Consider the following 13453-nt stretch of genomic DNA (forward strand, 5'->3'; position numbering starts at 1 on the left):
TCGGCATTTGCCGGAAAAGGAGAATTTACTATGAAGTATGATTTCACCTCCATCATGGACCGCCATGGCAAGGACGCAACCGCCATCGATGGTCTGGGCTCAATGCCCGGCTTCACTCCCGACCTGCCCAAGGAAGGCTATGATGCCATTCCCATGTGGGTGGCTGACATGAACTTTCCCACCGTCCCCACCATCCCGGAAGCCATCATCGAGCGTGCAAAGCATCCCGCCTACGGTTACTTCCAGCCCACTGATGAATACTTTGACTCCATCATCAAGTGGCACGAGACCCGCAACGATGTCAAGGGTCTGACCAAAGAGTGCATCGGCTACGAGAATGGCGTTTTGGGCGGTGTCGTCTCTGCACTGACCTGCTATGCCGCCCCCGGTGATGCCGTGCTGCTGCACAGCCCCACCTACATCGGCTTCACCATGTGCATTGAGAACAACGGCTATAAAATCGTCCACAGCCCGCTGGTCAAGGATGAAAACGGTATCTGGCGGATGGACTACGAGGATATGGATGCCAAGATCAAGGCAAACCACATCCACGTTGCCGTGTTCTGCAGCCCTCACAATCCCTGCGGCCGTGTCTGGGAACGCTGGGAGATCGAGAAGGCCATGGAAGTCTACAAGGCAAACGACTGTATCGTGATCTCGGATGAGATCTGGTCTGATATCATTCTGGAAGGCCACAAGCACATTCCCACCCAGTCCGTCAGCGAGGATGCACGGATGCGCACTGTCGCTGTCTATGCTCCCTCCAAGACCTTCAACCTGGCCGGTCTGGTGGGCAGCTACCATATCATCTATAACCCCACCATCCGTGACCGCGTGGTTGCCAAGAGCAGCAAGCCCCACTATAACGATATGAACGTGCTGTCCATGCACGCCCTGATCGGTGCCTACAAGCCCGAGGGCTACGAGTGGGTCGATGAGCTGCGTCAGACCATTACCGGCAATGTGGATTACGCCTGCGATTACATCACAAAGCACTTTGAGGGTGTGACCGTCTCCAAGCCTGAAGGTACTTACATGCTGTTCGTGGACTGCACCGAATGGTGCGAGAAGCACGGCAAGACCATTCAGGAACTGGAAAAGGCCTGCTGGAACATTGGCGTTGCGATCCAGGATGGCCGGATGTTCCACGGCCCCTGCTCCATCCGCATGAACCTTGCACTGCCCCTGTCCCGCGTGAAGGAAGCCTTTGACCGTCTGGACAAGCACGTGTTCAACGGAGAGTGGGTGTGAGTTATGGCTGCTGAAACTGCTGCCCGCCTGACGGTGGGCGAGGTGATGCCCAACTTCACCTATGACACACCTTTTGCAACTGCTCTAACTCTATCCGATACGGTGCAGAAGACCTCGAAGACCGCACTCCTCTTCCTACGTTACTACGGCTGCACCCTCTGCCAGTACGACATCCATCAGCTGACTGAGAACTACCATCAGATCACCGATGTAGGCGGTCAAGTCATCGTTGTCCTGCAATCCGACCCCGCCGGGCTGGCGCAGGAGCTGCAGCCTGATACCTTCCCCTTCTCCATCCTGTGTGACCCAAAAGCTGCTCTGTATGAGCGCTTTGGCATCCAGCCCGCGGCCTCTATGGCCAAGATGGCTGATGCCGGGACGATGTTGAAGATTGCCAAAGCAACTGCCGCAGGCTACAAGCACGGTGCCTACGAGGGCAACGAGCTGCAGCTGCCCGCCTGCTTTGTGGTGGACAAGGAGCGGAAGATCCTCTACGCACACTACGGCAAGAGCGCCGGAGACATCCCCGATGCCCGCACCCTGGCCAGCCTCCTCAAATGACATTTCTCCTTTTTTACCAGCATAACCTCTGAGACCCTCTTCTATCAGCAAGACAAACGCCGCATGGCTTCCTCCCCGGAGCACATGCGGCGTTTGTCTTTTCTGTTATCTCAAAAAGAAAGGGACTTCAAGCTTAGACCTTCTCAATGGTGATGGTCCACTCGCTGGTCATGGCCTCATCGGGCTCCAGCACCTCGTGCTTGCCCTCTTCGTTCACGCTGTTGGCCCAGCCGTTCCATGGCTCCATGCAGACGAAGTTTTCGGCATCCTGCTGCCACAGCACACCGTTGGTAAAGCTCTCGTCAGCATCCACGGTGACCTTGTGGCCGTTGCCCTTATCCGTAAAGGTCATGGGGAACTCCACGCCGGTCATCAGGCGGATGGAGTTGTCAGAACCTTCCTTGCGGGTCAGGGTGATCTTCTCGGGTGCGGCAGGCTGCTCGCCCTTGGCATCCTCGGAGCAGGTGGCACACTTGATGTCAAAGTCCACATTCTCCAGAGCAGAGGCCACAAAGTAGGGATGATAGCCAAAGCTGAAGGGCATCGGAACATCGCCCTCATTGATTACAGTCATGCTCAGGGAAGCGGTGTTGCCCTGCAGGTTGTAGTTCATCAGGACAGTAAAATCGAAGGGGTAGAGGAACTTGGTCAGGGGGCTGGACTCCAGGATCAGGGTCACGCCGTCGGGGCCGACGCTCTCCACTTCCCAGGGGCACAGGTCAGCCATGCCGTGGATCTCCATGGGGTAGGCCTGACCGTTGAAGATGTGCACGCCGTTGTCGGGCTTGCCGCAGTTGGGGAACAGCACAGGGATGCCGAAGCGGGGGCGGTTGCACTCGCTGAAGTTGGGGCGGCGGGTCCAGATGTACTCGTCGCCGTCCAGGGTAAAGCCGGTGACCATGCCGCCGCGCTCGGGGGTGATGGTCAGGGCAGTTTTTGCCACGGGGTCGGTGATGACATACTGCTCAAAGCATGCGCCGCCCTCGGTGACGTACTGGGTGGTGATCTGGTTCATAAGTTGTACCTCCATATCATTTGATACAAAAAGGCCGCCGTACGCGCAAAAAGCACGCACAGCAGCCATTTTTCAATTAAAGAACAACGCCATCCTTGAAGATGGAGATCTCGCGGAAGCCGTGCTTCTCGGCCTTGGTCTGCTCACCGCCTGCAACGCGGATGACCAGATCCAGCAGGTCGTGGGCGGCCTCATCGATGGTCTTTTCACCATCCGCGATGACACCGGTGTTGAAGTCGATCCAGCCGGACTTCTTCTCGGCCAGCGGGGTGTTGGTGGAGATTTTCAGGGTGGGGGCCGGGGCAGAGAACGGGGTGCCGCGGCCGGTGGAGAAGAGGATCAGGTGAGCGCCTGCAGCGGTCATGGCCGTTGCGGACACCAGATCGTTGCCGGGGCCGTAGAGCATGTTCAGGCCCTTGGTCACCACGGGGTCACCGTAGCCGATGACATCCATGATGGGGGCGGTGCCGCCCTTCTGGACACAGCCGCAGCTCTTGTCCTCCAGGGTGGTGATGCCGCCCTGCTTGTTGCCCGGAGAGGGGTTGTCGTAAACCACCTCGTTGTGGCTGATGAAGTATTCCTTGAAGCCGTTGATCATGTGCTCGGCCTTGACGAATACCTCCTTGTTGATGCAGCGGTCCATCAGGAAGCCCTCGGCACCGAACATCTCGGGCACCTCGGTCAGGACGGTGGAGCCGCCGCGCTGGCCCATCATGTCGGAGAAGCGGCCAATGGTGGGGTTGGCGGTGATGCCGGACAGGCCGTCCGAGCCGCCGCACTTCATGCCGACCACCAGCTCGCTCACAGGGATAGGCTCACGCTTGAACTGACCGGCGTAAGCAGCCAGCTCCTTCAGGATCTCACGGGCGGCGGTGAACTCGTCGTCCACATCCTGACAGGTCAGGAACTTGACCCGGTCGTGGTCATACTCGCCCAGCTCTTCCACGAACTGATCGTGCTGCAGGTTTTCGCAGCCCAGATGCAGCACCAGAACAGCGGCGGCATTGGGGTGGCGGACCAGCGCGGCCAGCAGCTTGCGGGTCTGGGCATGGTCGTGGCCGGTCTGGCTGCAGCCAAACGGATGGGTAAAGGTGTACAGGCCCTCAATGGAGCCGGTGACCAGATCCTGGTTGTCGTTCACCATCTTCTTGGCGATGTCGTTGACACAGCCGACCGTGGGAATGATCCAGATCTCGTTGCGGATGGCGGCACGGCCATCCTTGCGGCGGAAGCCCATAAAGGTCTCAGGCTCCACCTTGGGCAGGGGGGCCAGGTCGGGGGCGGGGTGATAGCTGTACTCCACCTCACCGGACAGGTTGGTGTGGACATTGTGGGTGTGCATCCAAGTGCCCGGCTCGGCATCGGCGGTGGCATGACCGATGGGGAAACCGTACTTGATGACATTTTCACCGTTCTTGATGGGCTTTACTGCCATCTTGTGGCCCTGAGGGATATCCTCCAGCGCGGTCACGGCAAGGCCGTCCACCTCCACCAGAGTACCCTTGGCAATGGGGTGCAGTGCAACCACCACGTTGTCAATGGGGCTGATATGAATCGCCTGCGGCATAGTTATTCTCCTTAATGACATTTACAAAGCACAAGGAGGCCGCTGCCCAAAGCAGCAGCCCCTTGTTGTGCAGGTGATATTCCAGCTTACAGGCAGCTCTTGTAGGCAGCTTCGGCACCCTGGGTGCGGATCAGCTCCAGATCAGCCAGAACAGCGGCCTCCAGGCCCTCGATCTTGGTCAGATCCTGATCCCACATCTGGGTGTTGGTCAGAACGGCGTGCACCAGCTGAGCGTCGGTGTCGTCCTTGTGTGCATAGTAGAAGTCCAATGCCCATGCGTCATCCTGGATCTTGTAGGTGTTGCCTGCGGGGCGCTTGCAGATCAGGCCGTCGGCAGTGCGCTCCTGGATATCATTGGAGTAGAAGGCAATGTAAGCGGCCAGAGACATGGTCAGGCACTTGGGCAGCTGCTTCTGCTCCTCAATGTAAGCCAGGAAGGAAGGCATGTTGCGGGCCTTCCACTTGGAGGTGGAGTTCAGGGAGATGCTCATCAGCTCGTGGTTGACGAAGGGGTTGTTGAAGCGGTCCTCAACGGCGGAAGCGAACTCTTCCAGATCCTTCTTGTCCAGAGGCAGGGTGGGGATGATCTCCTCATGCAGCATCTTGTTCATAAAGCCGCGGACAGTATCGTTGTGCATGCAGTCACGGACGATGTCGAAGCCAGCCAGATATGCGCCCAGAACAAAGCCGGTGTGTGCACCATTCAGGATGCGGACCTTGCGCTTCTTGTAGGGGGTAACATCAGGCACGACCATGACGTTGACACCGGCCTTCTTGAACGGCAGCTTGTCCTCCAGACCTGCAGGGCCCTCGATGACCCACACGCCGAAGACTTCGCCGACATCCAGCACCTGATCGTGGTAGCCGTTGGCCTCTTCCATGGCAGCCAGCTCCTTGGGGTCACGGATGCGGCCCGGAACGATGCGGTCCACCAGAGTGGAGCAGAAGGTATTGGCGTTGTTCATCCAGTCGATGAACTCAGCTTCCAGATTCCAGTCCTTGGCGTAGTTGTTGCAGCACTTCTTCAGCTCTTTGCCGTTGTTGTCGATCAGCTCGCAGCTCAGGATGACCAGACCCTTATCCGCAGCACCGTTGAATGCCTTGTAGCGCTCGTACAGCACGCGGGTCAGCTTTGCGGGGAAGCTGTTGGGAGGAACCTGATCGAACGCGCTGTCGCCCTGGGTGTAAGCGATACCAGCCTCGGTGGTGTTGGATACAACCGTTTCCAGATCCTCAGAGCGGGCCAGAGCCAGCACTTCATCCCACTTGCCATCGATGTAGGGGCAGACACAGTCAGACACGCAGGAGATCACGCGCTTTGCATCCACCTTCTGGCCCTTCTCGCTGCCGCGCAGGTACAGGGTGTACAGGCCCTCCTGCTCGTTGATCCAGTCAGCCATCTGGGGGAAGTTGCCGATGGGCTGCACCAGCTTGACCTTGCCGTTGTAGCCGGCCTTCTCGTTGGCAATATCATAGAAATAGTCCACGAATGCGCGCAGGAAGTTCCCCTCGCCAAACTGCATGACCTTGACAGGGGCATCCTTGAGGATGTAGCCGTTGTAGCCGGTCTCAGACAGAACCTTGTAATTCAAAGTTTCCATATCACGTGTTCTCCTTTTTGCTTGCTTTGCTTCTCTCTGGGGCACCCCTTTGTGCCCCACATTCTGTCTCTATTGTATGCTGTTGTATACAAAGAAGTCAAGTGTTTTTTGCTAGATTTTTGGCCCAAAACAGGCCATTTTTATAAATTCCAGCGTTTTTTACAAGGAAAAGTCTGAAAATTTGTCAGTTTTTCAGTTGTATACATTATCGTTTTCCGCTATACTAAAGATAGGCTTAACACGCCCTGCGCGGGCGCTGTTAAAGGTACCCCATAGTGATATATTAGTACATTAGAATGAAAAGGAGTTTTCGACCCATGAAAGCATTTATGGACAAGGAATTCATGCTCCAGTCTCCTGTGGCTCAGCATCTGTATCACACCTACGCTGCTGATATGCCCATCTGCGACTATCACTGCCATATCTCCCCGAAGGAGATCTACGAGAACCGCCGCTTTGAGAACATCGCTCAGGTGTGGCTGGGCGGCCGCCAGCCCGACGGCTCTCTGGCAGGCGACCACTACAAGTGGCGCGTGATGCGTTCCAACGGCGTGCCTGAGGAGTACATCACCGGCACCAAGCCCGACCGCGAGCGTTTCCAGAAGTTTGCTGAGGCTCTGCCCATGTGTGTTGGCAACCCCATGTACCACTGGTGCCACCTGGAGCTGCGCAAGTACTTCGGCTATCAGGGTGTGCTGAACGGCGACACCGCTGAGGAAGTCTGGAACCTGTGCAACGACAAGCTGCAGCACGACGACAGCATGACTGTCCGCGGCCTGATCGAGCAGTCCAATGTTGCTTTCATCGGCACCACCGACGACCCCATCGATGATCTGGCATGGCACAAGAAGATCAAGGAAGATCCTTCCATCAAGTTCACCGTTGCTCCCTCCTTCCGCCCCGACAAGGCCCTCAACATCCAGAAGCCCGGCTTCGTGGAGTACATGGGCAAGCTGGCTCAGGCCGTTGGCAAGGAAAAGCTGGAGTGCATCAACTGCGTCACCGACGCTCTGACCCAGCGCATCGAGTTCTTTGCCGAGATGGGCTGCCGCGCATCTGACCACGGCCTGGACTATGTGCCCTACCGTGAGGCCACCAAGGAAGAGGTCAACGCCATCTACCAGAAGGCTATGGCCGGTGAGGCTGTGACCGCTGAAGAGACTGAGAAGTACCAGACCTACATCCTGATCCACCTGGGCAAGCAGTATCACCGCCTGAACATCGCCATGCAGATGCACTACAACTGCCTGCGCGGTGTCAACCGTAAGATGAACGCCCTGCTGGGACCCGATACCGGTTTCGACATGATCAACACTGCCAAGTGCGGCGGCGAGATCGCTGCTCTGCTGAGCGCCCTGAACGACACCGATGAGTGCCCCAAGACCATCATCTACAGCCTGAACCCCGCTGACAACGAGCAGATCGGCACCATTCTGGGCTGCTTCCAGAATGATGAGATCCCCGGCAAGATCCAGCACGGCTCTGGCTGGTGGTTCAACGATCAGAAGATCGGCATGGAGAACCAGATGAAGAGCCTGGCAAACCTGGGCCTGCTGGGTAACTTTGTTGGTATGCTGACCGACAGCCGCAGCTTCCTGAGCTACACCCGCCACGACTACTTCCGCCGCATCCTGTGCAACCTGATCGGCCAGTGGGTCGAGGATGGCGAGTATCCCAACGATGAGAAGGCTCTGGAGAAGATCATCAAGGGCATCTGCTTCGACAACGCAAAGCGTTACTTCGCTCTGTAAGCAGCGTCTCTGCATCCCCTTTCCATAACTCGTAAAAGCGCCCTGCCGGTTCGCCCCGGCAGGGCGCTTTTTTCTTGTGCAGCCGTATTCACAAAAATGTAACTTGCATTCTGCCGTCAAATCGGGTAGGATAACGTTGAATCAAAACCGAAGGGGAACGTGAAGATGCTGAAACGTTTTGTAAAGCGGCTGCTCAGCTGCCTGCTGCTGGCGGCGCTGTTTGTATTGGTGGTCATTGGCGGAACACTGGGTGTGCAGGGCTGGCGGCTCTACCGCGCCACAGCGGCGCAAAAGCCCATTGCCGGCCTCTATGATGAGATCAGCTCCCGGCCCGGCTTTGCCAGCTGTGACCAGCTGCCCCAGACCTATATCGACGCGGTCATTTCCGTGGAGGACAGCCGGTTTGAAAGGCACCACGGCATCGACCCGGCAGCCATTGTCCGGGCGCTCTGGGCCGACCTGCGCACCCGCTCTCTGGCCGAGGGCGGCAGCACCCTGACCCAGCAGCTGGCCAAGAACGAGCTGTTCACCCAGGAAAAGCAGATGGCCCGCAAGGCAGCGGAGATGTTTGCCGCCAGGGACATCGAGGATTACTACTCCAAGCAGCAGATCTTTGAGATGTACGCCGGCAGCTGCTACTTCGGCAACCAGTGGTCCGGCGTGGCGCAGGCTGCGCAGGGCTACTTTGGCAAACCCACCCGGGAGCTGACCCGCGCCGAGTGTGTGGTACTGGCCGGCCTGCCCAACGCGCCCTCGGTCTACGCCGCCAACGGGGATCTGGCCCGCAGGCGCGCACTTGTGGTAGTGGAGCGGATGGAGCGCGCCAAAAAGCTGACCCACACCCAGGCACTGGAGCTCCGGGATGAAGTCAGTTCCCTGCCCCTTTGGTGAGAAAAACCAGAATTTATCCGGGTTTTCCATAAAATAATGCTAACACCGGGAGCGGATGCCATGATATCCTTAGTGGCAGATCAAACCCGGAGGGAGCATGTAAAACTTATGGAAAAAACCAAAAAGGGTTCCGGCACCACCGACCTCACGGTGGGCAGGCCGCTGCCCCAGATCCTGAAATTTGCCCTGCCGCTGGTGCTGGGCACCCTGTTCCAGCAGCTGTACAGCTTTGTGGACACCGTCATTGTGGGGCGCTGTCTGGGCACCGATGCACTGGGCGCGGTGGGCACCACCTACTCTCTGAATTTTCTCATTTTAGGCTTTGTGCTGGGTTCCTGCACGGGCTTTGGCATCCCGGTGGCCCAGAGCTTTGGTGCAAGGGACAGCGAGGATATGCACAAGTATCTGTTCAACGGCGCGGTCCTCTGCGTGGTCCTGAGCGTGGTGTTCACCATCGTCACCACCCTCACTGCTGCCCCGCTGCTGCAGCTCATCCACACCCCGGCCGAGCTGTTCCCGGACGCGGTGGCCTACATCCGCATCATCTTCCTCGGCATTCCGGCCACGATGCTGTTCAACTACACCTCCACCGTCCTGCACAGTCTGGGCGATTCCCAGCACCCATTCTATTTCCTGCTAATCTCCAGTTTCCTGAACATCGGGCTGGACTGGCTGTTCATCGTACCGCTGGGTATGGGCGTGGAGGGCGCAGCCATCGCCACCGTTGTCAGCCAGCTGTTCAGCGGCCTGCTTTGCACCTGGTGGTTCTTCACCCGGGTGGAGGGCATCCATTTCACCCGGGAAAACTGTGTCCTCTCGGCGGGGCACTGCGGGCGGCTGGCCTATATCGGCCTTCCGATGGGCTTTGAGTATTCCGTTTCTGCCATCGGTGCCTTCATCATGCAGGATGCCATCAACCTGCTGGGCAGCACCGCCGTGGCCGCCCAGACCGCCGGTGAGAAGATTCGCCAGATGTTCACCGTGCCCATGGCAAGCGTGGGCACGGCTATGGCAACTTATGTCGGCCAGAACCACGGTGCCCACCGCACTGACCGCGTCAGGCAGGGCATCCGGGATGGCTGCATCCTCCAGCTGTGCTACTGCGCGGCTGCCTGGGTGGTGCTCTTCTTCGTCAAGGGCTGGGCCGTGGGCCTTGTTCTGGGCGATGCCGACCCTGCCGTGACTTCCGGTGCTGTGGAATACCTGACCGTGATCAGCGTGCTGTTCTGCATCAACGGCCTGCTGATGGTCTTCCGCAACACCCTGCAGGGTCTGGGATACAGTGTGCAGGCCGTTATCTCCGGTGTGGGCGAGCTCATCGGCCGCGCGCTCTGCGGCTGGCTGGCCGTTCATAGTCTGGGCTACTTCGGCATCTGCATTGCCAACCCCATTGCCTGGGGTCTGGCACTGCTCTACTGTGTGTTCATGGTGACCAGAGTTCTGAAAAAAGAGAACGCATAAAAATACCCCTCTCCGTCCGTGCGGCCGCACAGCGGAGAGGGGTGTTTTTATGCGATCAATCAATAAGGCTTACGAACACCGGGCAGAGCACTGCGGTCAGCACACCGGCCACAGCGATGGACAGGCCGCTCATGGCACCTTCCACCTCGCCCATCTGCAGAGCCTTGCTGGTACCCACGGCATGGGCCGAGGTGCCAATGCCCACACCTTTGGCAATGGGGTCGGTGATGTGAAACGCCTTGCAGACCGTCTCGGCCAGCAGGTTGCCCACAATGCCCGTCAGGATGACGATGGCACCGGTCAGAGCTGCAATGCCGCCCAGCTCTGCAGCTACATCCATGCTGATGGCGGTGGTCACGGATTTTGGCAGCAGGGTGGCGTACTGCTCCTGGGTCAGGTGCAGCGCCAGTGCCAGTGCCAGCGCACTGCCCAGGCTGACCAGCGTGCCCACCGAGATGCCCGCAATGATGGCGGCGGCGTTTGCCTTGAGCAGGTCGAGCTTTTCATACAGCGGGATGGCCAGCGCCACGGTAGCGGGCAGCAGCAGGTAGTTCACCGGGGCGGCGCTGACCTTGTAATCGGCATAGGGGATGCCGCATACCGACAGGAAAACGATCACAAAGATCGCACCCAGCAGCAGCGGGTTAAAAAATGCCTTTCCGGTCACTCTGTTCACAAGGGCTCCCAGTGCAAAGGCGGCCAGTGTCAGCAGCACACCCCAGGCAACAGAGCCCGAAAGGAACTCATTCAGCAATTCCATCATTGACAGCAGCCTCCTTGCTCTTTTTGCGGTTGCTCAAAGCCTGGGTGGTCTTTCCGGCGGTCACCATGACCAGAACCGTGACCGGGATGATGGCGATGATGATGGGCAGCAGCATCTCCCCCATCTCCGCCCAAAGCTCCATCACGCCTGCGGCGGCGGGCACAAAGAGCAGCGGGAAGATACCAGTGAGAAACACGCCCACCTCTTTTACATCCTCCAGCCGGATCAGCCGGAAGTTCAGGGCCAGCAGCAGCAGCACAAGCCCGTACACACTGGCCGGAACCGGCAGCGGCAGCACAGCATGACATACTTCCCCCAGAAAGCAAAACGCAAGGATACGCGCAAATTGAAACAGATAATTCGTAAAAAAATCCCCCTTGTCTAACAGCTAAGTCAAAATTATAGCCCAAAACCTCCGGGGGCGCAACAGCAATATCTGACAAGGATTGTTATATTTTGCCGGAAAAACTGTGGAAAAGAAAAGGGCCCGGCAGAAAGCGCACACCCATGTGCCGCGATCTGCCGGGCCGATGCACCGCAAAGCGGTGTTTTTCTGTGTTTCCCGCACGCTCCCTCAGTTCCGCAAAACAGCTTCGATCCGTTCCTTGTCCAGCCCTTCGCCGATGACGATGAGCACCTCCTGCCCTGCCGGAATGGGAGCCGCGGTCAGGCCGTCTGCGGTGGCATTCAGCTCCACCCAGCCGGCGGCATCCTGCACAAAACCCTTGACCCGCAGCACCCGGCCGCAGGCAGCATCCGTGAACAGGCTGGGAATGCGCGCTTCCAGCTGCTGCCGGGGCAGGCCCAGCTCGAGGAAATACGCCGAACCGAATGCATCGTGCGCATCAAAGCAGAGCTTTTCGCAGTCGGTATGCTGATAGCCGCAGGCATCCAGCGCCGCAAGATCTGCATCCTCCAGGTCGGCCCAGTCCTTGATCAGAAAATCTTCTTCCGTCAGGGTGCGGCTGCACTTGCAGGCCGCAAGGGCACGCTTCAGGTGGTCGATGGCGCTCTCCCGCTGGGTCTGGGTGGCCAGCTGACTGCGGGAGAGCAGGATGCGTCCGGCGCTGGCGGCTTCCGATGCCAGAATGTACTCTGCCTGCGGGGAAAGCGTCTCGGGCAGCAGGGCATCCACAACGGCAAACACATTGCCCAGTGTATACCACCGATCCAGCGGCTCATCCCGCAGGACATCAAAAAACTCGTCCACATCAAAAATGCCGCTGGGCTCCACCACCACCCGGTCGAACCCGCGCATGGCCATTGAGATGAGCTTGGTGCGCATCCGGCGCTGATGGGTATCACAATCACACCCGCCGCTGATGGTCTCGATCTCGCAGCGTTCCCCCAGCAGATCCTGCACCAGCATGGCATCCACGTTCACAGCGCCAAAGTCATTTTCCAGAATGCAGACATGATGCCCCTGTGCGGTCAGATACGCAACATATCTGCGCAGGAACGTTGTCTTGCCCGCACCCAGAAAACCGGTGATGAGATCAACCTGTACCATACGTTCCTCCTTATGCGTGGTTGAAGCCCTTGCCGAACACCTCAGTGGTGCTCAGCATGGACATGAAGGCGTTCAGGTGCTGCTTGTGGATAAAATCCTGCAGCTGGTCGGCCTCGCGGCGGGTCAGGGTGGTGTAGATGATGTAGTGGGGCTTGTCGGTATATGCGCCGAAGCAGGGCGTATAGGTTGCGCCGCGCATCAGCTTGCGCATGACAAAATCACAGATGGGTTTCCTGTCGTCGCAGACGATGAGGATGGCCTTGCACATCTTGATCTTTTCCAGCACGGCATCAATGACCAGCGATTTCACGGTCAGACCCACGAAGGAATAGAGGGCGGTGTACAGGTCGAACACGAAGCAGGCCGCAATGACCATGAACAGGTCGGTCAGGAACAGCGCCACTGCCACGTTGTGGATGTGGGTATACTTTTCCACGATGAGGGCAATGACATCCGTGCCGCCGGAGGAAGCGCCCACATTGAACAGCAGAGCCGACGCAATGGCCGGCAGGGCAATGGCAAACAGCAGGTCGAGCATGGGCTGGTTGCTCAAGGGGCCGCGCAGGGGGCAGATCTTTTCCAGCGCCATCAGCTCCAGCGACATGACCACAGTGGCATAGCCGGTGGTCATGGCAAACTTTTTGCCCAGAAAGATCAGGCCCACACCCAGCAGGATCATGTTGGCCGCCGAGGAAAAGGCCGAAGCCGACAGCGGGGTGAGCTTGGCCGCCAGCGCCGCCATACCGGTCACGCCGCCAAAGACAAAGTTGTTGGGGAATTTGAAAAAGTACACACCCACCGACATGATGGAAATGCTCAGCGTGATCAATGCATACTGCTTGACATATTCAACGATCTTGTTCCGCATGGAAGATTCCGCGTTCGTATCCATAAAATTTACCGTTCAATACTCCTTTTTTGTGTTCCGCAGCCCAAACAGACAGGCTGCACCGGAAATATTGTAACACGGAACGCCCCGGGGTCAAGGGCAAATTCCACACACGCCGTCTTTTGCGGGTGAAAACTGTCAACTCCACCAAAATTCTTTCTCAAATTTCAGCGGTTCTCCCATCGGAAACGGT

General features: G+C 58.1%; 12 protein-coding genes. 5 read left to right on the plus strand and 7 right to left on the minus strand.

Annotated features, from left to right (window positions below; genetic code table 11):
* Positions 1-30 precede the first annotated feature (30 nt).
* The gene (locus tag ACKXGA_RS05120; protein ID WP_117535755.1) at positions 31-1251 is read left to right on the plus strand and encodes a MalY/PatB family protein; all 1221 of its coding nucleotides are present in this window, start codon (positions 31-33) and stop codon (positions 1249-1251) included.
* Between the two features lie 3 nt (positions 1252-1254).
* Positions 1255-1812 (plus strand): redoxin domain-containing protein, encoded by a 558-nt coding sequence (locus ACKXGA_RS05125; protein WP_097770438.1) that lies wholly within the window; start codon positions 1255-1257, stop codon positions 1810-1812.
* 133 nt (positions 1813-1945) lie between these two features.
* Here the strand turns inward: ACKXGA_RS05125 and ACKXGA_RS05130 are convergent, their stop codons facing one another.
* From ACKXGA_RS05130 to ACKXGA_RS05140, 3 genes are all read right to left on the minus strand, one after another.
* Entirely contained in the window at positions 1946-2827 is an 882-nt protein-coding gene (locus ACKXGA_RS05130) for an aldose epimerase (protein ID WP_117475961.1), read from the minus strand.
* 76 nt (positions 2828-2903) lie between these two features.
* A complete protein-coding gene (locus ACKXGA_RS05135) occupies positions 2904-4394 on the minus strand; it encodes a UxaA family hydrolase (protein WP_097770440.1) in 1491 nt (496 codons plus the stop codon).
* An 86-nt stretch (positions 4395-4480) separates the two neighbouring features.
* On the minus strand, positions 4481-5995 hold the full coding sequence (locus ACKXGA_RS05140; protein WP_097770441.1) for a tagaturonate reductase: 1515 nt from the start codon (positions 5993-5995) through the stop codon (positions 4481-4483).
* A 317-nt stretch (positions 5996-6312) separates the two neighbouring features.
* Between ACKXGA_RS05140 and uxaC the strand changes: the two genes are divergently transcribed.
* The 3 genes from uxaC to ACKXGA_RS05155 all read left to right on the plus strand — a co-directional run bounded on the left by uxaC (position 6313) and on the right by ACKXGA_RS05155 (position 10098).
* Positions 6313-7746: a glucuronate isomerase gene (gene uxaC / locus ACKXGA_RS05145; RefSeq protein ID WP_223454916.1), complete on the plus strand. Its 1434-nt coding sequence runs from the start codon at positions 6313-6315 to the stop codon at positions 7744-7746.
* Between the two features lie 165 nt (positions 7747-7911).
* Complete coding sequence (locus ACKXGA_RS05150; protein WP_423730228.1) at positions 7912-8637, plus strand: transglycosylase domain-containing protein; 726 nt, start codon at positions 7912-7914, stop codon at positions 8635-8637.
* 108 nt (positions 8638-8745) lie between these two features.
* Positions 8746-10098 (plus strand): MATE family efflux transporter, encoded by a 1353-nt coding sequence (locus ACKXGA_RS05155; RefSeq protein ID WP_097770444.1) that lies wholly within the window; start codon positions 8746-8748, stop codon positions 10096-10098.
* A 55-nt stretch (positions 10099-10153) separates the two neighbouring features.
* On the opposite strand, the gene ACKXGA_RS05160 is transcribed toward ACKXGA_RS05155, so the two are convergent.
* From ACKXGA_RS05160 to ACKXGA_RS05175, 4 genes are all read right to left on the minus strand, one after another.
* On the minus strand, positions 10154-10861 hold the full coding sequence (locus ACKXGA_RS05160; protein ID WP_186850867.1) for an LrgB family protein: 708 nt from the start codon (positions 10859-10861) through the stop codon (positions 10154-10156).
* Complete coding sequence (locus ACKXGA_RS05165) at positions 10842-11159, minus strand: CidA/LrgA family protein (RefSeq protein WP_423730229.1); 318 nt, start codon at positions 11157-11159, stop codon at positions 10842-10844. The genes ACKXGA_RS05160 and ACKXGA_RS05165 overlap by 20 nt, the downstream gene beginning before the upstream one ends.
* A gap of 276 nt (positions 11160-11435) precedes the next feature.
* Positions 11436-12371: a GTP-binding protein gene (locus ACKXGA_RS05170; protein WP_423730230.1), complete on the minus strand. Its 936-nt coding sequence runs from the start codon at positions 12369-12371 to the stop codon at positions 11436-11438.
* 10 nt (positions 12372-12381) lie between these two features.
* Complete coding sequence (locus ACKXGA_RS05175) at positions 12382-13263, minus strand: YitT family protein (RefSeq protein ID WP_154276738.1); 882 nt, start codon at positions 13261-13263, stop codon at positions 12382-12384.
* Positions 13264-13453 lie beyond the last annotated feature (190 nt).

The sequence above is a fragment of the Faecalibacterium hominis (ex Afrizal et al. 2022) genome (assembly GCF_049545105.1).
In the GTDB taxonomy this organism is placed as follows: domain Bacteria; phylum Bacillota; class Clostridia; order Oscillospirales; family Ruminococcaceae; genus Faecalibacterium; species Faecalibacterium duncaniae.

Bases quoted from the DNA above. Each gene is read 5' to 3' on its own strand.
- ACKXGA_RS05120 (WP_117535755.1), top strand. From the start codon at position 31: ATGAAGTATGATTTCACCTCCATCATGGACCGCCATGGCAAGGACGCA.
- ACKXGA_RS05125 (WP_097770438.1), top strand. From the start codon at position 1,255: ATGGCTGCTGAAACTGCTGCCCGCCTGACGGTGGGCGAGGTGATGCCC.
- ACKXGA_RS05130 (WP_117475961.1), bottom strand. From the start codon at position 2,827: ATGAACCAGATCACCACCCAGTACGTCACCGAGGGCGGCGCATGCTTT.
- ACKXGA_RS05135 (WP_097770440.1), bottom strand. From the start codon at position 4,394: ATGCCGCAGGCGATTCATATCAGCCCCATTGACAACGTGGTGGTTGCA.
- ACKXGA_RS05140 (WP_097770441.1), bottom strand. From the start codon at position 5,995: ATGGAAACTTTGAATTACAAGGTTCTGTCTGAGACCGGCTACAACGGC.
- uxaC (WP_223454916.1), top strand. From the start codon at position 6,313: ATGAAAGCATTTATGGACAAGGAATTCATGCTCCAGTCTCCTGTGGCT.
- ACKXGA_RS05150 (WP_423730228.1), top strand. From the start codon at position 7,912: ATGCTGAAACGTTTTGTAAAGCGGCTGCTCAGCTGCCTGCTGCTGGCG.
- ACKXGA_RS05155 (WP_097770444.1), top strand. From the start codon at position 8,746: ATGGAAAAAACCAAAAAGGGTTCCGGCACCACCGACCTCACGGTGGGC.
- ACKXGA_RS05160 (WP_186850867.1), bottom strand. From the start codon at position 10,861: ATGATGGAATTGCTGAATGAGTTCCTTTCGGGCTCTGTTGCCTGGGGT.
- ACKXGA_RS05170 (WP_423730230.1), bottom strand. From the start codon at position 12,371: ATGGTACAGGTTGATCTCATCACCGGTTTTCTGGGTGCGGGCAAGACA.
- ACKXGA_RS05175 (WP_154276738.1), bottom strand. From the start codon at position 13,263: ATGGATACGAACGCGGAATCTTCCATGCGGAACAAGATCGTTGAATAT.